Below are 20,702 nucleotides of genomic sequence, written 5' to 3'. Positions count from 1 at the left end.
AGTTTGAAATGAAACTAAATCGAGTTGTTGTAACAGGATATGGAGTAACTTCTCCTATTGGAAACACACCCGAAGAGTTTTGGGATAGTCTAAAAGAAGGGAAGATTGGTATTGGTCCAATTACGAATTTTGATCCTAGTGTGATTGGTGTACATAATGCAGCAGAAATTAAAGATTTCCCACTAGAAAAACATTTTGTTAAAAAAGACAAAAATCGTATGGATATGTATTCTATTTATGCCATTCATGCAGCTTTAGAAGCGTTAGAAAATGCTCATCTAGATACCGAGACAGTTGACCATGATCGATTTGGTGTCATTGTATCTAGTGGGATTGGTGGCTTAAAAGAATTGCAAGATCAAATTATCCGAATGCATGAAAGAGGAGCCAATCGTATCCAACCGCTCTTCATTCCTAAAGCACTTTCAAATATGGGAGCCGGAAATATCGCTATTCGTGTGGGAGCTAATGGGGTATGTAAATCTATTACAACTGCTTGTGCGTCTTCTAATGATGCTATTGGAGAGGCATTCCGTGAAATTAAATTTGGTTTTCAAGATGTTATTTTAGCAGGTGGTTCTGAATGCTCTATCAACGAAATTGGTATCGGCGGTTTTGCAGCTCTTACAGCTCTGTCCACAAATGAAGATCCAAAACGTTCATCTATTCCATTTGATAAAGATCGAAATGGATTTGTAATGGGAGAAGGTGCAGGTGTTTTGGTAATTGAAAGTCTAGAACATGCTGAAAAACGTGGGGCAACGATTTTAGCAGAAATTGTGGGGTATGGAAATACTTGTGACGCATATCACATGACAACACCATCACCAGCTGGTACAGGGGCTGCTAAAGCTATGAAACTAGCCATTGAAGAAGCAGGATTACAACCTTCAGATATTGCCTATGTGAATGCTCATGGAACTTCTACACAAGCCAATGAAAAAGGTGAAAGTCAAGCGATTGTTAATGTTCTTGGGAAAGAAGTACCGGTTTCTTCTACGAAATCTTTCACAGGTCACCTTCTTGGTGCAGCTGGTGCAGTAGAAGCTATTGCAACGATTGAGGCAATGCGTCATAACTTTGTACCGATGACTGCAGGAACGCAAGAACTTTCAGATGATATCGAGGCGAATGTCATCTATGGTCAAGGGCAAGAACATGATATTCCATATGCGATTTCAAATACCTTTGGCTTTGGTGGGCACAATGCTGTACTTGCATTCAAGCGCTGGGAGGCTTAAATGAATATCAATGAAATCAAAGATTTGATGGCTCAATTTGACCAATCAAGTCTGCGTGAATTTTCTTATAAAAATCAAAGTGATGAATTAACGTTCAGTAAAAATGAAAGAACAGTTGAATCAATTGCTCCTTCTGCAGAGGATTCAACAGTGAACACCAATCTTGTTTCACAAGTCGAAGTTACCCAGCCAACTGTTCCTCCAATTGTGGAGGAAACCATTAGTCCAGAAATACCCATAGCTGAAGGCGATGTAGTAGAAAGTCCATTGGTTGGAGTTGCTTATCTTGCTTCAGGTCCTGATAAACCTTCTTTTGTTTCCGTTGGCGACCAAGTGAAGAAGGGGCAAACCTTGATGATTATTGAGGCCATGAAAGTGATGAATGAAGTTCCGTCACCTAAGGACGGTATTGTGACAGAAATTCTTGTCCAAAACGAAGAAATGGTCGAATTTGGGAAAGGTTTGGTGCGGATTAAATGATTGATATCAATGCGATAAAAGAAGCTCTTCCACATCGTTATCCTATGCTATTGGTTGACCGTGTGCTGGAAGTGAAAGAAGATGAGATTGTAGCGCTTAAAAATGTTACAATCAATGAGCCTTTCTTTAACGGTCATTTTCCTAAATATCCTGTCATGCCAGGAGTTCTCATTATGGAGGCTTTGGCTCAAACAGCCGGTGTTTTGGAATTGTCCAAGGAGGAAAATAAGGGGAAATTGGTCTTTTATGCCGGAATGGACAAGGTGAAATTTAAAAAACAAGTTGTTCCTGGTGATCAGCTCATCATGACAGCGAAGTTTGTGAAGCGTCGTGGCACCATTGCGGTTGTGGAAGCGAAAGCAGAAGTTGACGGGAAGTTGGCAGCGAGTGGTACTTTAACTTTTGCCCTCGGACAATAAAAAAGGAGATTTCACCATGTTTCGTAAGATTTTAATTGCCAACCGTGGGGAAATTGCGGTCAGAATTATTCGTGCAGCTAGAGAGTTAGGGATTGCGACAGTCGCAGTCTATTCTACTGCTGACAAAGAAGCCCTCCATACTTTACTGGCAGATGAAGCGGTTTGTATAGGTCCAGCAAAGTCGACAGAATCCTACCTCAATATGAATGCGGTTCTTTCCGCCGCAGTTTTGACTGGAGCAGAGGCGATTCATCCAGGCTTTGGTTTTTTGAGTGAGAATTCTAAATTTGCGACCATGTGCGAGGAAGTTGGTATTAAATTTATCGGTCCTTCTGGAGCGGTAATGGATTTAATGGGGGATAAAATCAATGCGCGTGCTCAGATGATTAAGGCTAATGTGCCTGTAATTCCAGGTTCTAGCGGCGAAGTTCATACTTCAGACGAAGCACTTGCGGTTGCAGAAAAAATCGGTTATCCAGTCATGCTGAAAGCTTCTGCTGGCGGTGGTGGCAAAGGCATTCGGAAAGTCGAAAAGGTGGAAGATTTAGTGGCCGCCTTTGAATCGGCTTCCAGAGAAGCCAAAGCAGCTTTCGGAAATGGCGCCATGTATATGGAGCGGGTTATTTATCCGGCTCGTCATATTGAAGTCCAAATTTTGGCTGACCAACATGGTCATGTTGTCCACTTAGGCGAGCGCGATTGTTCACTTCAAAGAAATAATCAAAAAGTGCTGGAAGAAAGTCCGTCGGTTGCGATTGGCAAAACGCTTCGTCAGAAGATTGGGGAAGCAGCTGTTCGAGCTGCAAAATCTGTCGGATATGAAAACGCTGGAACGATTGAATTCTTATTTGACGAAGACAAAAGAGAATTTTATTTCATGGAAATGAATACACGTGTCCAAGTGGAGCATCCGATAACGGAATTTGTAACGGGAGTGGATATTGTCAAGGAGCAAATAAAAATTGCTGCGGGGCAAGAGCTGTCTTTTAACCAAGAAGATATTCATATAACAGGTCACGCGATTGAATGCCGAATCAATGCAGAAAATCCTGCATTTAACTTTGCACCAAGTCCGGGAAAGATTTCTAATCTCTATCTACCGAGTGGGGGAGTGGGGTTGCGTGTGGATTCTGCAGTTTATCCTGGCTACACGATTCCGCCGTATTATGACAGCATGATTGCCAAGATTATTGTTCATGGTGAAAATCGTTTTGATGCACTTATGAAAATGCAGCGTGCGCTCTATGAATTAGAAATCGACGGCATTGTGACAAATAGCGGTTTTCAGTTAGATTTGATTTCAGACCCACATGTCATTGCTGGCGATTATGATACAGCTTTTCTTATGGAGAAATTTTTACCAGCTTATCAAAAGAAAAAGTAGAGGAGTAAAGGATATAAGTCATGGCTTTGTTTTCCAAAAAGGATAAGTATATTCGGATCAATCCAAACCGTTCCAGTCGTGAGAAACCTCAAGTGAAACCAGAGTTTCCGGATGAACTGTTTTCAAAATGTCCAGGATGTAAGCATATCATTTACCAAAAAGATTTGGGAAGTGAACGGATTTGCCCGCAATGTGGCTATACGTTTCGTATTTCAGCTTTTGAACGCCTCAATTTAACGGTAGATGCCAATAGTTTTGAGGAATTATTTACAGGAATTGAAACATCAGACCCCTTGAAGTTTCCTAAATATCGTGAAAAATTAAGAACTGTCCGTGAAAAAACAGGTTTGGATGAAGCGATACTAACAGGAATTGCGACAATCGGTGGTCAAAAAACTGCACTGGGGATCATGGATTCCAACTTTATCATGGCTTCTATGGGAACAGTCGTTGGGGAAAAAATTACTCGTCTTTTTGAATATGCTACAGAACATCAGTTGCCAGTCACCTTGTTCACAGCTTCTGGTGGCGCTCGCATGCAAGAAGGCATTATGAGTTTGATGCAAATGGCTAAAGTATCCGCAGCGGTGAAACGCCATTCTAATGCTGGCTTGTTTTATTTGACGATTTTGACAGATCCGACCACGGGTGGGGTGACGGCCTCTTTTGCCATGGAAGGAGACATTATTTTGGCTGAGACACAAGCGCTCGTTGGTTTTGCAGGCCGCCGGGTGATTGAAACGACTGTTCGTGAAAAATTGCCTGATGATTTTCAAAAGGCGGAATTTTTGCTAGAGCATGGATTTGTAGATGCCATTGTCAAACGTTTGGAATTGCGCTCCACCATTGCAATGCTCTTGGCTTTCCATGGAGGTGAACAATGACAAAGATTACCCGAATTATTAAAGAAGCACGAGATCAGGCACGATTGACAGCTTTGGATTTTGCGCAAGGAATTTGCGAGAATTTTATTGAATTACATGGCGATCGTTCTTTTCGAGATGACGGAGCGGTTATCGGTGGAATCGGAACTTTAGATGGTCAGCCCATCACCGTTGTTGGGATTCAAAAAGGACGCAATCTACAGGATAATTTGCAACGGAATTTTGGGCAACCTCATCCAGAAGGTTATCGAAAGGCACTTCGCTTGATGAAGCAGGCAGAGAAATTTGGTCGTCCTGTCGTTACGTTTATCAACACAGCCGGTGCTTATCCAGGAGTCGGTGCTGAAGAGCGCGGTCAAGGAGAAGCTATTGCGCGTAATTTGCTCGAAATGAGTGATTTAAAGGTGCCGATTATTGCTATTATTATCGGTGAGGGTGGCTCTGGAGGAGCACTAGCTTTAGCTGTTGCAGACAAGGTCTGGATGCTAGAAAATTCAATTTACGCGGTGCTTAGTCCCGAAGGTTTTGCTTCTATCTTGTGGAAAGACGGCAGTCGTGCTATGGAAGCTGCAGAACTCATGAAAATCACTTCTCATGAGCTTCTTGATATGGGAGTAGTGGACAAGGTGATTCCAGAAGCAGGACTCAGCAATCAAGATTTATTGTATGCTGTGAAACAAGAAATAGTCGCTGAATTAGCAAATTTGTCTCAACTACCACTTGAACAACTTTTAGAAGCACGTTACCAACGATTTCGAAAATACTAATAAAAATCAGAAGTGGATTGGCTTGTTGTACCGTCCATTTCTGTTTTTTTATTTTTAAAATACTCTTTTCTGTAGTATTTTCTGCTATAATAGAGAATGGACAAAAGGAGAAGAGATGTTTATTATTGATTTTATCTTGCATATTGATGCACACATTTATAATATTGCTCATGCTGTAGGTGGCTGGACGTATTTGATTTTGTTTTTGGTGATTTTTATTGAGACAGCTGTGGTAGTATTTCCATTCTTGCCGGGAGACAGCTTACTTTTTGCTGCAGGCGCTCTATCAGCTAATCCAGCGATGCATTTTAATGTTCTACTTTTTATGCTTCTATTTTTTGTGGGAGCTTTTGTCGGCGATACCTGTAATTTCTTCATTGGCAGAACCTTGGGTTATCGTTTTGTACATTATAAATTTTTCAGTAAATTGATAAAAGAAGAAAATATCAAAGAAGCAGAAGTGTATTTTGAAAAACATGGCTCTACTTCTATTATTTTAGGACGCTATATTCCCATTATTCGTACCTTTGTGCCTTTTGTAGCAGGCATTAGTCAATTCCCTGTTCATTCTTTTCTGAAACGAGCTTTTATCGCTGCTTTGTCTTGGTCTTTGATTGCGACAGGGGCAGGATATCTTTTTGGGAATATTCCCTTTGTGAAAACTCATTTTTCAGCGATTATTTTGGGAATTGTCATTGTCACCTTACTCCCAACTGTGATAAGTGTGGTTCGAAGTGCAATGATTAAAAAGCGAAACAATCAAATGAAGAGATAAGAAAACTCTGAGATGATTTGAAAATCTCAGAGTTTTTATGTTATTTTGGGGCAATCACTTTCACACCGCCCATGTATGGACGAAGTACTTCTGGAATAGTGACGGAGCCGTCTTCATTTTGATAATTTTCAAGAATAGCTGCAACGGTACGACCAACTGCAAGACCAGATCCATTCAAAGTGTGTAGGAGTTTGACCTTGCCATCTGCTTCGTCACGGTAACGGATTTGGGCACGACGAGCTTGGAAATCTTCGGTATTGGAACAGCTAGAAATTTCACGGTAGGTATTCTGTGCTGGAATCCAGACTTCCAAGTCGTAGGTCTTCGCCGCAGAGAAGCCCATATCCCCTGTAGAAAGTGCAACGACACGGTAAGGAAGATTCAACTTTTGCAGGATATTTTCCGCATTAGCGGTCATTTTTTCTAATTCTTCATAAGAATGCTCTGGCTTGGCAAATTTGACCATTTCTACTTTGTGGAATTGATGCAAACGAATCAAACCACGGGTGTCACGACCGGCAGAACCAGCTTCAGAACGAAAAGACGGACTCATGGCTGTGAAGTAGATTGGCAAGTCTTTTCCGTCTAAAATTTCCCCTCGGTAGTAGTTTGTCAAAGGAACTTCAGCAGTTGGAATGAGAACGTAATTTGTATCGCTCAATTCAAACGTATCTTCTTTGAATTTTGGATATTGACCAGTCCCAAACATAGAATCGTGATTAACCATGTAAGGAGGGATGACTTCTGTGTAGCCCTCTCTTTGATGCTCGTCTAACATGAAATTATAAATAGCGCGTTCTAGACGAGCTCCTAATCCTTTGTAAAAGAGGAAGCGAGCGCCGGTTACTTTTGCCCCGCGTTCCCAGTCGAGAATATCAAGATTTTCACCAAGATCCCAGTGAGCTTTTACATCAAAGTCAAACACACGTGGCGTCCCCCAACGGCGAACTTCTACATTATCGTCTTCGTCAGCACCTACCGGCACACTATCGTGAGGAATATTTGGCAAAGTCGTTGTAAACTCGGTTAATATAGCGTCAATTTCTGCTAACTCTGCGTCTAATGATTTAATTTCAGCAGATAATTTTTGCATGGCAGCAATTTTATCATCAGCATTGTCTTTATTACGTTTCGCTTGGGCAATTTCTGCTGAAACCGTGTTACGCTCTGCTTTTAAATTTTCAACCTTGACCAAGAGTTCACGGCGTTTGCTATCAAACTCTTTCATTTTATCAAGTGTTGCAGCGTCAACGCCACGAGTAGCTAGTTTTTTTGCGATGATATCAAAATCTGTGCGAATGCGTTTAATATCTAACATCAGAACCTCCTTAAATAAAAATGCACCTATGGAAAGTGTTGGAGTGGCAGAGCCACGGTTCCATCCAACTTCACATAAGTGCACTTGATTGTTTATGAAATTAGTATCACGGTAGAATTTCAAGCTAGCTCCCTATCTGCTCACAGCTGCCGCAGACTTTCTGAAAGAGATACTAGATTTACTTATCCGTTTCCTATGATTATACAAGAATTCTTATTTTTTTGCAAATAGATTTTTAAAAAATTGACCAATTGTTTGAATCAGTGTCGGTAATTTAACGACCTTTTCATTGCCGATATGATTTCGAGCATGTTTCAAAATAGTTCCAGCATCTTTTGAGGCAAAGAGAAATTTACCTTTGTCAGTAAAGACTTCAAAATGACGACTAATTCGTTTGCCAGACACATTGGCACCGATTTGATGGATAGTATCCCAAGGGATTTGAATATAGTCTTCGACATTGGCATCTGCATAAAATTCAAGTGCCTTATCTCCAACTAAGAATTTTCCAACTTTCCCTCCAATTCCCAGATAAGAAGTTCCTGTTGTTTGAAAATCAATTTTTGTATTTTGTGACTGTGCCATGTTCAATCCTCATTTATCTATTATCCTCCCTATTATAGCACATTTATTGTCAATAAAAAAGAAGGCCGAAACCTTCTTTTTGTTATTTACATGATTCCGAAGAAGCGTGCCACAATACCAACGATGAAGAGACCGATGATAATTGTGATTGGAGAAACTTTCTTCTTAAGCAACCACATGCAGAGGAATGTAAGAAGAAGTCCCATCAGACCAGGAATCAATGCATCCAGTTGTCCTTGGAGTGTTTGTGCTTGCATTTTATCAAGTCCAAGACCACTATTTACTTGACCAAGAATATCGTGCAATTGTTGACCTGTTACGTTTCCCTTAGGAAATTCAATGTACGCACCTTTAGACAAAGTTTTAGAAGGGAGTGAAACTGTAAATGCAATGTTTACCCAACGTTCAACAAGAACGGCGATGATGAACATACCGAGGATTGAAGCTCCTTTGGTGATGTCTTGAAGAATACCACCTGACATGTCTTTTGTAATTTCAGAACCAGCTTTGTAGCCAAGTTCTTGAGTGTACCATAAGAAGGCCATACGGATAAGATTCCAAAGTACGAAGAAGAGGATTGGACCCACCACGTTACCTGCCATAGCAAGTGAGGCACCAAGAGCACCGAGGATAGGACGAACGGTAAACCAGAAGACTGGGTCACCGATACCAGCAAGAGGTCCCATCATACCGATTTTAACCCCCTGGATAGCAGTGTTGTCAATTTCAGCACCGTTAGCCTTTTCTTCTTCAAGGGCAAGTGTCACACCAATGATAGGAGCAGCTACGTATGGGTGAGTATTAAAGAATTCCAAGTGACGTTCAAGGGCCGCAGCACGGTCTTCTTTAGAAGTGTAAAGTTTTTTGATAGCTGGGATAAGTGCGTACGCCCAACCTAAGTTTTGCATCCGTTCATAGTTCCAAGAACCTTGCAAGAAAGTTGAACGCCACCAAACTTTTTGACGATCTGATTTTGATAATTGAATTTTTTCTGTCATGGTATTAGTAGCTCCCTTCTTAGTAGTCTTCTAAAATATCACCAATTGGGTCATTTGATGTAGCAGAACCGCCACCACCATTTCCGCCTTTTTTAGAAAGGTTGATGTAAATCAAGGCAATTGCGACACCAATAGTACCCATAGCAATAAGAGTAAGGTTTGATAAAGCTGCAAGTGCAAAACCGATAGCAAAGAATGGCCATACTTCGCGAGTTGCCATCATGTTGATAACCATCGCGTAACCAACGGCAACGACCATACCACCACCGACAGCCATACCACCTGACAACCAAGCAGGCATAGCATTCAAGACACCTTGAACAACTGATGTTGGAACTGCAAGAAGAAGAGCAGCAGGAATAGCAATACGAAGACCTTGAAGAAGAAGTGCAACTAAGTGAGTACGTTCTACAGCACCGATGTTACCTTCTTTAGCAGCAGCATCAGCACCGTGAACAAGACCTACTGAAATTGTACGAACAATCATTGTAAGGAAGAGACCTGCAACTGCAAGAGGGATAGCAGTTGTATAAGCGAAACTGATACCTTTATCAGTGAAGTCGCCACCTTGTACCATGATGATTGCAGATGCTACAGAAGCAAGTGCGGCATCAGGAGCAACGGCAGCACCAATGTTTGCCCAACCAAGAGCAATCATTTGAAGTGTACCACCAAGGATGACACCTGCTTCCAAGTGTCCTGTTACAAGACCAATCAAGGTACAAGCAACAAGTGGTTGGTGGAATTGAAATTGGTCCAAGATTCCTTCGAGTCCAGCAAGAAAGGCAACGAAGACCACTAAAATCATAGAAATAATTGACATATTCTAAATCCTTTCCATTATTGAACGTTGGCTTTTTTAATTAAGTCAAACAAATCTTTTTTGGAGTCATTTGGCACTTTACGTACGTCAAATTCCACTCCGAGGTCACGCAATTTTTCAAAGGTTGCAACATCGTCTTTGTCCATTGACAAAACGTTATTGACCATTGTTTTACCAGTTGAGTGAGCCATTGAGCCAACATTGAGTGTTTTGATATCGACACCACCTTCAACAGCACGAAGTGCATCTTGAGGAGTTTCAAAAAGAATCAGTGCATGTGTGTTACCAAAACGGGGGTCTTTTGCTACCGCAATCAATTTGTCAATTGGGACAACATTTGCTTTGACATTACCAGGAGCAGCTTGTTTGATTAACTCTTTACGAAGTTTATCAGCTGATACGGAGTCAGAAGCAACGATGATACGGTCTGCTTTAGAATCTGGTGTCCAAGCAGTTGCAACTTGACCGTGAAGAAGACGTGTATCGATACGAGCAAGATTGATTTTCAACTTGCCATCGCCGATAACGGTTCCTTCTGGAATAGCAGCTTGAGCAGTTGGTGCAGCCGGTGCACTTGCTACCTCAGCTACAGGATTTAGTTCTTCAGGAAGAGCTTTCACTCCGTCCTTGGCTTCTTTGATGATGTTTGCGGCAACAGCGTCAACGCCAGCATTGGCATCCATCATTCGTTCTGTATAAGCTTGAATCAACATTGGCAGATTCAAACCTGTAATGATCGCGAACTTACGGTTAGGATTTTCACCCATTACGCGGCTAGCTTGGTTAAATGGAGAACCACTCCACAGGTCAGCCAAAACTAGAACTTCATCGTTCGCGTCAAAAGCAGCCACAGCGTCATTGAACTTAGCATACAAATCATCAGGACCTTCATTTGGCATAAAAGTTACAACTTGAACTTTTTCTTGCTCACCAAAAATCATAGAACCTGATTGATGAATACCAGCAGCAAATTCACCATGGCTTGCAATAATGATTCCGATACTCATTATTGTCTTTCCTCCTTATAAAATGTTTGACTTAAGTTTAAGAAAAATTTAAGACTACTTAAGTATAAAACGTTTTCATGAAAAATGCAATAGTTTGAGCTAAAAAAATCAAAATCTTTCATATTTTTGACAGATTGTAAACGGACAAAACTAGCAATTTAAACAATATATTAACTTTGAAAAGCGATTGGAAAAATAATGAAAGTTTTGAAAAAATAATTCTATCTACATGAATTATTGAAGAAGAAAGAGGAGAATCAATAAAAAATCTAGAAACATTTTAAATTTAAAAAATAAAATTTATAATATTTAATTTATGGCATAAATAAACTGATAGAAAATAATTGAAAATCAACAGCTGATGAGACCGCCCCATGATTGCTAGTGCATAATCAGTTGCAGAAAAATGAAATCTGGGAAGATTACGTGTAAATATTAAAGAGTCGGGCAGAAAACCTGTCCAACTCTAAGTCTCATTATAAAAATAGTTTCAATAATTGATGAGCGACTCCGTCTTGGTCATTGGTCAGCGGCAGTTGCTCATCTGCGTAAGGAAGAAGTGTTTGGCTAGCGTTTTTCATGGCATAGCCAGTACCTGCAAAAGCTAACATCTCTGTATCATTGTGTTCGTCACCAAAAGCAATCAAATCTTTTCGCTCTACGTTCAGAACCTCTAATAAATATTTCAAAGCAAAAGCTTTGTTGACGCCTTTTGGAGTGCATTCAAGGATATTGAGCGGACCGCCCCAAGTGTTGATAGATAATTGTTGTTGATAAAATTGATTCAACTCATCCGCCAAAGCATATTTATCATTGGCATGCGTTTGCAAAAGGATACAGTTGGGATTTTTGGTAACCAATTCTGGATTAAATTGATTTTCAGGTTGAAAAGATTCTACACCAAATAATTTCGGGTCGGCAATCGTTTCATTGGGGGCTGTGATATAAAATTTCTTTCGATATTCTCCAGCAATGAAGTCTGCTTCAATCTCTTCCTTCCTTTTGACAATGTCTAATAGATATTCCTTATCTAAAGTGATACATCTTTCCTGTTGCCATTTTTTCTCAGGGATATGGGTCAAAGAGCCATTAAAGTTGATCATTGGAGTGTGTAGCTCCAATTCTTTATAAAATTCCCGTGCCATTCGATAAGGGCGTCCAGTTGTGATGACAACATGATGTCCTTTTTTAGAAATTTTTTTAATTGTTTCTTTTGTAAATTCAGATAGTTTGCTGTCAGAATTGAGCAAGGTTCCGTCTAAATCTACTGCAATTACTTTTTTTGTCATAGTCTACTCTTTCATTTGTGCTGTTTTCTATTATAGCAGATTTTAAGATGAAAGTGCAGAATTTGTGATATAATGTTTTCTTATATAACGAAGGAGGAAATCGAGTATGCGTAAAACAATTATCATTCATATTTTCTTTGCGATTATTTCTGCTATCGTTTATGCTGAAGGAATTTTGACAAAAGGTCCGGATTTGATTTGGAATATGTTTCTAGCTTTGGTTGCCTATGATGCGGCTTTTATAGCCATTCAATTTAAGAAAAAATGGTTTTTCTTACTTGTAGCGATTCTTTGGCTGGTGTTTTATCCCAATACGTTCTATATGATTACAGATTTGGTACACATGCACTGGGTGAGTGACACCTTGTGGAACCGAGAAAGTCTACATCTTTTTATGGCCTTTGTTCCAAGTATTTTCTTCGGGGTTCTATGCGGAATAGAGAGCTGGAATTTGATTTCGGGCTATTTGAAGCTCAAATGGTGGCTGGAATATTTGACTATTGGAGCTGTCTCATTTTTATCGAGTCTCGCGATTTACATTGGTCGCTATGATCGGCTCAATTCTTGGGATCTAGTCAGCCATCCTACGTTAGTCTTTGAGCGATTGACAGCTGCTTTGCAGAGGGAGCGCCTGCTATTCATTTTAGGGTTTACCTTTATTCAAATCATGTCCTTGGTCTTTTTGAGTAAAAATCAGTCTAAATAAAGATTTTCTGTATAAAACATTGAATTAATTTGTTTGCTTTTAAAACTTCTGTTGAAATCGTGAATGTTTTGTGATATTATATCTATTATCGTTCGTAAAATTTAAGGAGATTTTAAAAATGGACAAGTTTTTTAAACTAAAAGAGAACGGTACGACGGTTCGTACAGAAGTTCTTGCTGGTTTAACCACTTTCTTTGCAATGAGTTATATCCTCTTTGTCAACCCTGAAATGCTCAGTCAAACAGGCATGCCAGCACAAGGTGTTTTCTTAGCGACTATCATTGGGACTGTTGCAGGGACGCTGATGATGGCTGTATATGCCAACATTCCTTACGCTCAGGCGCCTGGTATGGGACTGAATGCTTTCTTTACTTATACCGTTGTGTTTGCACTGGGGTATACTTGGCAAGAAGCACTTGCCATGGTTTTCCTTTGTGGGATTATCAGCATTATTGTTACGCTAACCAAAGTTCGTACAATTATTATTCATGCAATTCCAGAGAGTTTGAAATACGCTATTTCTGGTGGGATTGGGATTTTCCTAGCTTATATCGGAGTGAAAAAAGCAGGACTTTTGAAATTTTCAATCGATCCGGGAACATATACTGTTGCGGGAAAAGGCGCTGATAAAGCACAAGCAGCTATCACAGCTAATGGAATGGCAACGCCGGGCTTGGTAGATTTTAACAATCCAGCTGTTCTTGTAGCTTTGTTTGGAATTTTCATCACCATTTTCTTTGTTCTCAAACGCATTCGCGGAGGGATTGTTCTCTCCATTGCAGCAACCACGATCGTAGCCATTTTGGTGGGAGTTGTAGATCTTTCAAAAATCAATTTTGCTTCCAATAATATCGGTGCTGCTGTTCAGGATTTAGGAAAGATTTTTGGTGCAGCTTTAGGCAAAAACGGTTTGTTAGCTTTATTTGCAAAACCTTCTCGCATTCCAGAAGTGCTTCTTGCTATTTTGGCCTTTTCATTAACAGATATTTTTGATAATATTGGAACTTTGATTAGTACAGGGCGCAAAGCGGGCATCTTTAACACTGCAGATGAAGAAGCTGCTAAAGATTCGTCTGGCCTTCAAACTAAAATGGATAAGGCATTATTTTCAGACATGGTTGGTACAACGATTGGTGCGATTGCAGGAACTTCAAATGTTACGACTTATGTAGAAAGTGCAGCTGGAATTGAAGCGGGCGGTCGTACTGGCTTGACAGCGCTTGTCGTTGCAGCTTTGTTTGCTGTGTCAAGCTTCTTTAGTCCACTTCTTGCTATTGTACCAACGGTAGCGGTAGCACCTATTCTTATCATTGTGGGAATTATGATGCTCTCTAGCATGAAAGATATTGAATGGGACGATTTATCAGAAGCAGTACCAGCATTCTTTACATCCGTTTTCATGGGCTTTACTTATAGTATTACTCATGGTATTGCCGTAGGATTCATCATGTATGCTTTTGTGAAAATCATCAAAGGTGAAGCCAAGGAAGTCCACCCTATTATCTGGGTATTGGATGCTTTGTTTATCCTAAACTTTATTAGTCTAGCTTTGGCTTAATGATTGAAAAATCGGGAGTGGGACAAAAATCGGTAATTTCGAAGAAATTTGATTTTGTCGTCCCCCCCCCGCACAGTTGAGTAGGGATGTAAAGGTTTATTTATCAACCGAATAGAACCCACTCAACCACTGCGACTTGCAAGAAACTCATAAAAATCTGACGAGGTTAAGGACTTTTGCCCCAGCCTCTTTTCTTTTGTTAAATTTCAGCAGAAAATGAAAACTTCTGGTATAATAAAAGAATGTTTAGCCATAATGAAGATGAGTTGATGGCGTGGGGCGAGAAATTAGGCGCTTTACTCCGAAAACAAGATGTTTTGATTTTAACGGGTGACTTGGGTGCTGGGAAAACAACCTTCACCAAAGGTTTAGCGCGTGGACTGGGTATCAAACAAATGATTAAAAGTCCGACCTACACTATTGTACGAGAATATGACGGACGCCTGCCGCTTTATCATTTGGACGTTTATCGCATTGGGGAAGATCCAGATTCTATTGATTTAGACGATTTTCTCTTTGGAGATGGAGTGACGGTTATTGAATGGGGCGAATTGTTGGGAGATAGTTTGCCAAGTGACTATCTCAAATTGACAATTTTAAGAAAAAGTGATGGTCGAGAATTGGTCTTTGACGCAAAAGGACATCGAGCTGAGAAACTGCTTGAGGAATTTGTCAATGGCTGAGTTAGAGCTAGTTATAAGAGAAGCAGAACCTCAAGATGCCAAATCTTTAATTGATTTTCTTAATCAGGTTGGGCAAGAGTCAGATTACATGACATTAGATGACGCAGGGATTTTGATGACAGAAGAGCAGATGAGCTCTTTCATTCAACATCAAGCCGCGTCAGATAATCAGATTTATCTAATTGCACTATTAGATGATGCGATTGCTGGTCTTGTAAGTATTACGGATGATTTTCATGAGCGGATTCGACATATTGGACAGGTCTTTATCGTGGTTAAAAGAGCATTTTGGAATCAAGGCATAGGAAAGTTTCTTTTAGAAGAGGCAATTGACTGGGCAGAGAATTCTGGAGTGATTCGGCGATTAGAATTAACTGTACAAGTAAGAAATGAACGTGCTGTTCATTTGTATCAAGCGTTTGGGTTTGAGATTGAGGGCATTCAAAAAAGAGGAGCCTATCTTGCAGAGGGGAAATTTCTTGATGTTTACCTAATGGGAAAACTGATAGATTAGAATAATATGTTAAAAAAAATTATCTTAATGTTTTTAAGCTTGTGTCTTGTAACGGTTGCAGGACTAGGCGTTTATGGATTTACGATTTATAACCAATCAACGGATGTATTGTCTAAGACTTACAAGAGCTTTGGGAAAGAAACAAATGTGATTGCTGCTACCAAACCTTTGACCTTGCTTTTGATGGGGGTGGATACAGGTAGTGGATCGCGCTCAGATCGGTGGGCTGGAAATAGTGATTCCATGATTCTCGTAACAGTTAATCCTAAGACAAAAAAAACAACAATGATGAGTTTGGAAAGGGATATTCTTACCAAAATTAAAACCGCTGATGGAACAACGCAAGCAAAACTTAATGCAGCTTATGCTAATGGTGGTGCCGAACTAGCGATTTCAACGATTCAAAAAATGATGAATATTCACATCGATCGTTATGTTCTGATCAATATGAAAGGTCTGGTGCAATTAGTTGATGCTGTTGGAGGCATTACGGTCAATAACACCCTTGGTTTTCCTATCTCGATTGAAGAAAACGAGCCAGAATACAAAGCAGTTGTTGAACCAGGGAAACAACATATCAATGGTGATCAAGCACTGGTCTATTCGCGGATGCGTTATCAAGATCCGGAAGGGGATTATGGACGTCAAAAGCGCCAACGTGAAGTGATTCAAAAAGTAGTCCAAAAAGTGCTGAGCTTAAACAGTGTCAGCCACTATCAAGCAATTTTAAAAGCTGTTAGCAACAATATGCAGACCAATGTAGAGTTGTCTTCTGGCAGTATTCCGCAATTATTAGGTTACCAAGATGCTTTTAAAAATATTGAAAGTAAGCAATTGAAAGGTGAGGGTGCCACGTTACCAGACGGTGGATCTTACCAAATCGTAACTTCGGAGCATATGTTGGAAATGCAAAATGTTCTGAGAAAATCGCTTGGCTTGGACGAAGTGACTGAATTGGAAACCAATGCGGTTTTATATGAAGAATTGTATGGCAGTGCTGCTCCTAGTTCCGGTCAGTCAGGAAATGACGCAACAACTGGTGCTGCTGATTCTTCTGCGTATTCAAGCAATCCTTATGGAACAGATCAAAATGGACAGTATTACGGTCAATACGGACAATGACATAATAAAAAAGAATTTAGACACACGCTAAATTCTTTTTTATTTCTTAGTTGATGTGAGTGTTCCAGATATCTTGAATTTGTTGAAGTCGAGCAGTAGCGTCTTGCTCAAAAAGTTTGAATTGGTAAGTTAAATCCTGTGAAATTGTTTGGAGATTGTCTTTTTGCTCTTGAACGACTTGGAGATTTCGTTGAATGTTTTGGAGATTGTATTGAATCCTGTCCATTAGCTCATAACTTTCAACAGCCTCGTTTATGAGTTTTTCTCTATTTTTAACAAGGCAAAAGCTGGCTGCAGCTGCACCGGTGAATAACAATAGATTACTAAGTTTCATGGTTTCTCCTTATGCTTTTGAAATTTTTTCGGCTAATTCTGCAAGAGCAGGGAAGTTTGGTTCGTGCGCCACGAAAGTCAGTTTTAAATCATCATTTTCTGTATAGCGTGGTGCTAAATGGACATGTGTATGGAAGACAGATTGACCGGCAATTTCTTCGTTATTATTGATGATATTCATCCCCTTTGCACCAGTCGCCTTCATCACTTTACGAGCAATATCTGGTATTCGTGCAAAAAGTTGACTGGCAGCTTCACCGTCCATTTCAAGCATGTTGCGGAAATGTTTTTTAGGGACAACCAAGGTATGTCCGGGCGTTACTTGTGAGATGTCTAAAAACGCTAGAATTTCATCGTCTTCATATACTTTAGAAGCTGGAATTTCTCCTGCAATAATCTTACAAAAAATGCAATCTGCCATCAAATTTACCTCTACTTTGCTAGATTTTGTTATAATATAAGAACATTATACCAGAATTTGGAGAAAATATGTTAGAAATAAAAGGGCTTACAGGGGGCTATGTGAATATCCCTGTTTTAAAAGACATCAGTTTCACAGTAGGAAATGGGGAACTGGTGGGGTTGATTGGCTTGAATGGTGCGGGTAAATCCACTACAATCAATGAAATTATCGGACTTTTAACTCCTTATAAGGGTGAAATTTTAATTGACGGTGCCAAACTGCAAGATAGTCCTACGGCTTATCGTGAGAAAATTGGTTTTATTCCGGAAACACCTAGTTTGTACGAAGAATTGACTTTAAGAGAACATATTGAAACGGTTGCTATGGCCTATAATGTGGAGCAAAAGGTGGCTTTTGCACGCGTGGAAAAATTATTGACGATGTTTCGCTTGAAAGAAAAATTAGATTGGTTTCCGGTGCATTTTTCTAAGGGGATGAAGCAAAAAGTCATGATTATCTGTGCATTTGTGGTTGACCCCAGCCTTTTTATCGTTGATGAACCATTTTTAGGACTTGATCCAGTTGCCATTGCTGACTTGATAGAGCTTTTGGAGGATGAAAAGGCAAAAGGCAAGTCAATTCTTATGAGTACGCATGTGCTGGATTCGGCAGAAAAGATGTGTGATTCATTCGTGATATTGCATAAGGGAGAAATCCGAGCTAAAGGCAATTTAGCAGAATTACGAGCAGAATTTGCCATGCCAGAAGCTAGTCTCAATGACATTTATCTAGCTTTGACAGAAGAGGCGAGCCTATGAGAAATCTGTTTCAAAAGCGCAGGCAAGTATTTCGCAATCAATGTTTGAAGTATTCACGCTATGTTTTTAATGACCATTTTGTCCTCTTTTTATTGGTCTTTATTGGCTTTTTAGCTGTTCAATACAGTCAACTGTTACGAAATTTTCCTAAAAATCACCTGCCAATCATTCTTGCTTTAGTGGTTCTTTTGTTCTTATTATTGCCTTTGGGACGAATCGCGACTTATATGGAAAAACCAGATAGTTTATTTTTGTTAGTCAAAGAGGAGGAATTAAAAAGCTACCTACAAGAACAAACGCGTTTATCTTATCGATTATGGGCCTTGCTTCAAACCGTTGTGTTGTTACTATTAGTACCGCTTTTTCTTGCCTTAGGCATGCCGCTTTGGGGCTGGTTTATTCTTGTTTTTCTTATGTTGATAGCAAAATGGTTCGTATTTTTGCAGAAAAGTCAAAAATTTTACCAAGGTGCAGGGGTGAATTGGAGCTATCTCATTGCTTATGAAGAAAGACGTAAGCAGACAATCCTACGTTTCTTTGCTCTCTTTACCAATGTCAAAGGAATTTCTAATAGTGTGAAACGCCGTGCGTATCTTGATGGTTTGACAAATATTCTACCAAAAAGACAGTCAACCACTTGGCAAAATATATATTTGCGTTCTTATTTACGAAATGGTGATTTTCTGGCCTTGACTATACGGTTGCTGTTTCTGTCTCTTTTGGGAATTGGTTTTATCAGTCAATCATGGATTGCGGCTATTTTCGTGGCTTTGTTGAATTATCTCTTGCTATTTCAGTTGACAGCCTTGTACAATGCTTTTGATTATCAATATTTGACGTTCTTATTTCCTTTGGAAACTGGATTGAAATTAAAAGGAGTGAAACAAGTGATTATTCTTATTGGCTACAGCGTGCTTTTTGTGGAAACAATAATGGCTTTGTTGTTTTTCCAAGATAGAGTAGCTTTGCTTTTTATGATTGGAATTACATTGCTACTTTATTTCATCTATTTACCATTTAAATTAAGAAGTTTGGTTGACTAAAGGAAGTAAAATTAGTAAAATAGATGGGAAACTTTTTACGGAGGGGAATAATGGACTTGGTTGATAATGAGCTAACTCTGACGCCGATTGCAGGCAAGAGTGGAAAAGCCTACATGGGCACCTATCCAGATGGGGCGCGCGTTTTCGTCAAGATGAATACAACCCCAATCTTAGTAGGTTTAGCTAGAGAACAAATTGCACCACAACTATTGTGGAGTCGTCGCATGGCAGATGGCAACGTTATGAGTGCGCAAGAGTGGCTGTCAGGAAAGATCTTGACACCAGCTGAAATGGACAAAAAGCAAATTGTAAATATTTTGACGCGTTTGCATCGCTCACGTCCCTTGATGACACAACTGCGCCGGCTGGGTTATGCTTTGGAAACGCCAGCAGATTTAGTGGAATCCTGGTTGGAACATGCTCCAATCGCACTTAGCAATAATCAATATTTACGGTCTGTTTTAAGAGACATGCGTAGCAATCTGCCGCAATTTCGTGAGGATTATGCAACGATTGTACATGGAGATGTTCGGCATAGTAATTGGATTGAAACGGACAGCGGTTTGGTGTATTTGGTAGATTGGGATTCTGTGCGTTTGACAGATCGAATGTTTGATGTGGCCCATATGTTAAGTCATTATATTCCAGAAGCGCGTTGGAAAGAATGGTTGACCTACTATGGCTATCGCTATAATGAAACGGTATTGAAGAAATTATACTGGTATGGTCAGTATGCTTACCTATGTCAGATTGCGAAGTATTATGAAAATGCAGACTTGGAAAATGTGAATCGGGAGATTTATGCCTTGCGCAACTTCCGCTCAAAATACGGAAGAAAGATGTCATGAGAGTTAGAAATCGTAAAGGGGCGACGAAATTATTAGAAGCAAACCCGCAATATGTGATTTTAAATCCTGCTGAAGCAAAGGGAAAATGGCACGAAATTTTTGGCAATAATCATCCTATTCATATTGAAGTGGGAAGTGGAAAGGGTGCGTTTGTTTCAGAAATGGCAAAAGCTCATTCAGAAATTAACTATATCGGAATTGATATTCAAAAATCTGTTTTGAGTTACGCCTTGGATAAGGTTTTAGTAGCTGATGTTCCCAATATCAAGCTCCTTTGGGTAGATGGTTCTGATTTGACCAACTACTTTGAAAATGGAGAGATTGATCGTTTGTATCTGAATTTTTCTGATCCTTGGCCCAAGAAACGCCATGAAAAACGGCGCTTGACCTACAAATCTTTTCTCGATACCTTTAAGCAAATTTTACCAGAACATGGTGAGATTCATTTCAAAACAGATAATCGTGGTCTCTTTGAATATAGCTTGGTAAGTTTTTCTCAATACGGCATGAAACTAAATGGCGTTTGGTTGGATTTGCACGCGAGCGACTTTGAGAATAATGTGATGACGGAATATGAGCAAAAATTTGCCAACAAAGGTCAAGTCATCTATCGGGTTGAGGCAGAGTTTTAAGGTGAAATAGATAATTGAAAGAGGTTGGGCAAAAAGTATCCCAGCTTCTATCAGATTTAGTAATAAACGAAT

Annotated in this window: 24 protein-coding genes; 16 read left to right on the top strand and 8 right to left on the bottom strand. The window is 39.8% G+C overall.

The features are described 5' to 3' along the window. Positions 1-8 precede the first annotated feature (8 nt). The 7 genes from fabF to HMPREF2634_RS09430 all read left to right on the top strand — a co-directional run bounded on the left by fabF (position 9) and on the right by HMPREF2634_RS09430 (position 5,950). Entirely contained in the window at positions 9-1,241 is a 1,233-nt protein-coding gene (gene fabF / locus HMPREF2634_RS09460; protein ID WP_021001274.1) for a beta-ketoacyl-ACP synthase II, read from the top strand. Then, positions 1,242-1,721, top strand: a complete 480-nt coding sequence (gene accB, locus HMPREF2634_RS09455; protein ID WP_004224978.1) for an acetyl-CoA carboxylase biotin carboxyl carrier protein — start codon at positions 1,242-1,244, stop codon at positions 1,719-1,721. Beyond that, entirely contained in the window at positions 1,718-2,140 is a 423-nt protein-coding gene (gene fabZ / locus HMPREF2634_RS09450) for a 3-hydroxyacyl-ACP dehydratase FabZ (RefSeq protein ID WP_021001275.1), read from the top strand. Before accB ends, fabZ begins: the two co-directional genes overlap by 4 nt. Before the next feature lie 16 nt (positions 2,141-2,156). Beyond that, a complete protein-coding gene (locus tag HMPREF2634_RS09445) occupies positions 2,157-3,524 on the top strand; it encodes an acetyl-CoA carboxylase biotin carboxylase subunit (RefSeq protein ID WP_021001276.1) in 1,368 nt (455 codons plus the stop codon). A 20-nt stretch (positions 3,525-3,544) separates the two neighbouring features. Continuing rightward, positions 3,545-4,408, top strand: a complete 864-nt coding sequence (accD, locus tag HMPREF2634_RS09440) for an acetyl-CoA carboxylase, carboxyltransferase subunit beta (RefSeq protein WP_004224967.1) — start codon at positions 3,545-3,547, stop codon at positions 4,406-4,408. Beyond that, positions 4,405-5,175: an acetyl-CoA carboxylase carboxyl transferase subunit alpha gene (locus HMPREF2634_RS09435; RefSeq protein ID WP_003025997.1), complete on the top strand. Its 771-nt coding sequence runs from the start codon at positions 4,405-4,407 to the stop codon at positions 5,173-5,175. Before accD ends, HMPREF2634_RS09435 begins: the two co-directional genes overlap by 4 nt. A gap of 115 nt (positions 5,176-5,290) precedes the next feature. Beyond that, positions 5,291-5,950: a VTT domain-containing protein gene (locus tag HMPREF2634_RS09430; RefSeq protein WP_021001277.1), complete on the top strand. Its 660-nt coding sequence runs from the start codon at positions 5,291-5,293 to the stop codon at positions 5,948-5,950. Positions 5,951-5,990: 40 nt separating this feature from the next. Here HMPREF2634_RS09430 and serS read toward each other — a convergent pair whose 3' ends face one another. From serS to HMPREF2634_RS09400, 6 genes are all read right to left on the bottom strand, one after another. Next, positions 5,991-7,268, bottom strand: a complete 1,278-nt coding sequence (gene serS, locus HMPREF2634_RS09425) for a serine--tRNA ligase (RefSeq protein ID WP_021001278.1) — start codon at positions 7,266-7,268, stop codon at positions 5,991-5,993. A 213-nt stretch (positions 7,269-7,481) separates the two neighbouring features. After that, entirely contained in the window at positions 7,482-7,853 is a 372-nt protein-coding gene (locus HMPREF2634_RS09420) for a DUF956 family protein (protein ID WP_021001279.1), read from the bottom strand. Positions 7,854-7,939: 86 nt separating this feature from the next. Continuing rightward, the gene (locus HMPREF2634_RS09415; protein ID WP_003025990.1) at positions 7,940-8,851 is read right to left on the bottom strand and encodes a PTS system mannose/fructose/sorbose family transporter subunit IID; all 912 of its coding nucleotides are present in this window, start codon (positions 8,849-8,851) and stop codon (positions 7,940-7,942) included. Between the two features lie 19 nt (positions 8,852-8,870). Continuing rightward, positions 8,871-9,674, bottom strand: coding sequence for a PTS mannose/fructose/sorbose transporter subunit IIC (locus HMPREF2634_RS09410; protein WP_003033793.1), 804 nt, complete (start codon positions 9,672-9,674; stop codon positions 8,871-8,873). 17 nt (positions 9,675-9,691) lie between these two features. Next, positions 9,692-10,681, bottom strand: coding sequence for a PTS sugar transporter subunit IIB (locus HMPREF2634_RS09405; protein ID WP_003025988.1), 990 nt, complete (start codon positions 10,679-10,681; stop codon positions 9,692-9,694). Between the two features lie 476 nt (positions 10,682-11,157). After that, on the bottom strand, positions 11,158-11,970 hold the full coding sequence (locus HMPREF2634_RS09400; protein WP_003025986.1) for a Cof-type HAD-IIB family hydrolase: 813 nt from the start codon (positions 11,968-11,970) through the stop codon (positions 11,158-11,160). A 106-nt stretch (positions 11,971-12,076) separates the two neighbouring features. On the opposite strand from HMPREF2634_RS09400, the gene HMPREF2634_RS09395 reads away from it, so the two are divergent. The 5 genes from HMPREF2634_RS09395 (at position 12,077) to HMPREF2634_RS09375 (ending at position 16,553) form a co-directional block, all read left to right on the top strand. Then, a complete protein-coding gene (locus tag HMPREF2634_RS09395; protein WP_021001280.1) occupies positions 12,077-12,676 on the top strand; it encodes a DUF1361 domain-containing protein in 600 nt (199 codons plus the stop codon). Positions 12,677-12,794: 118 nt separating this feature from the next. Then, entirely contained in the window at positions 12,795-14,234 is a 1,440-nt protein-coding gene (locus HMPREF2634_RS09390; protein WP_070836502.1) for an NCS2 family permease, read from the top strand. A 242-nt stretch (positions 14,235-14,476) separates the two neighbouring features. Beyond that, positions 14,477-14,917: a tRNA (adenosine(37)-N6)-threonylcarbamoyltransferase complex ATPase subunit type 1 TsaE gene (gene tsaE, locus HMPREF2634_RS09385; protein WP_003033807.1), complete on the top strand. Its 441-nt coding sequence runs from the start codon at positions 14,477-14,479 to the stop codon at positions 14,915-14,917. After that, positions 14,910-15,431 carry a GNAT family N-acetyltransferase gene (locus HMPREF2634_RS09380; protein ID WP_021001282.1) on the top strand — a complete coding sequence of 174 codons (522 nt, stop codon included), beginning with the start codon at positions 14,910-14,912 and terminating at the stop codon, positions 15,429-15,431. The genes tsaE and HMPREF2634_RS09380 overlap by 8 nt, the downstream gene beginning before the upstream one ends. A 6-nt stretch (positions 15,432-15,437) precedes the next feature. Next, positions 15,438-16,553, top strand: a complete 1,116-nt coding sequence (locus HMPREF2634_RS09375; protein ID WP_003025979.1) for a glycopolymer--peptidoglycan transferase LytR — start codon at positions 15,438-15,440, stop codon at positions 16,551-16,553. 46 nt (positions 16,554-16,599) lie between these two features. On the opposite strand, the gene HMPREF2634_RS09370 is transcribed toward HMPREF2634_RS09375, so the two are convergent. Together HMPREF2634_RS09370 and HMPREF2634_RS09365 are read right to left on the bottom strand one after the other, a co-directional pair. Continuing rightward, on the bottom strand, positions 16,600-16,887 hold the full coding sequence (locus tag HMPREF2634_RS09370; protein ID WP_021001284.1) for a hypothetical protein: 288 nt from the start codon (positions 16,885-16,887) through the stop codon (positions 16,600-16,602). Between the two features lie 9 nt (positions 16,888-16,896). After that, positions 16,897-17,307, bottom strand: a complete 411-nt coding sequence (locus tag HMPREF2634_RS09365; RefSeq protein WP_003025977.1) for an HIT family protein — start codon at positions 17,305-17,307, stop codon at positions 16,897-16,899. A 68-nt stretch (positions 17,308-17,375) separates the two neighbouring features. Here HMPREF2634_RS09365 and HMPREF2634_RS09360 point away from each other — a divergent pair, with 68 nt between their 5' ends. Genes HMPREF2634_RS09360 through trmB form a run of 4 tightly spaced genes read left to right on the top strand, consistent with a single transcriptional unit; the run spans position 17,376 to position 20,630 of the window. After that, positions 17,376-18,107: an ABC transporter ATP-binding protein gene (locus HMPREF2634_RS09360; RefSeq protein ID WP_003025975.1), complete on the top strand. Its 732-nt coding sequence runs from the start codon at positions 17,376-17,378 to the stop codon at positions 18,105-18,107. Continuing rightward, positions 18,104-19,150, top strand: a complete 1,047-nt coding sequence (locus HMPREF2634_RS09355; protein WP_021001285.1) for an ABC transporter permease — start codon at positions 18,104-18,106, stop codon at positions 19,148-19,150. Before HMPREF2634_RS09360 ends, HMPREF2634_RS09355 begins: the two co-directional genes overlap by 4 nt. Positions 19,151-19,200: 50 nt before the next feature. After that, positions 19,201-19,998, top strand: a complete 798-nt coding sequence (gene ccrZ, locus HMPREF2634_RS09350) for a cell cycle regulator CcrZ (RefSeq protein ID WP_003025972.1) — start codon at positions 19,201-19,203, stop codon at positions 19,996-19,998. Then, a complete protein-coding gene (gene trmB, locus HMPREF2634_RS09345) occupies positions 19,995-20,630 on the top strand; it encodes a tRNA (guanosine(46)-N7)-methyltransferase TrmB (protein WP_021001286.1) in 636 nt (211 codons plus the stop codon). Before ccrZ ends, trmB begins: the two co-directional genes overlap by 4 nt. Positions 20,631-20,702: the final 72 nt, after the last annotated feature.

Source organism: Streptococcus sp. HMSC034B03 (assembly GCF_001838575.1).
GTDB lineage: Bacteria > Bacillota > Bacilli > Lactobacillales > Streptococcaceae > Streptococcus > Streptococcus anginosus.
The sequence above is the reverse complement of the archived record's forward strand: the minus strand, read 5'-3'. Positions and strand labels throughout refer to the sequence as shown.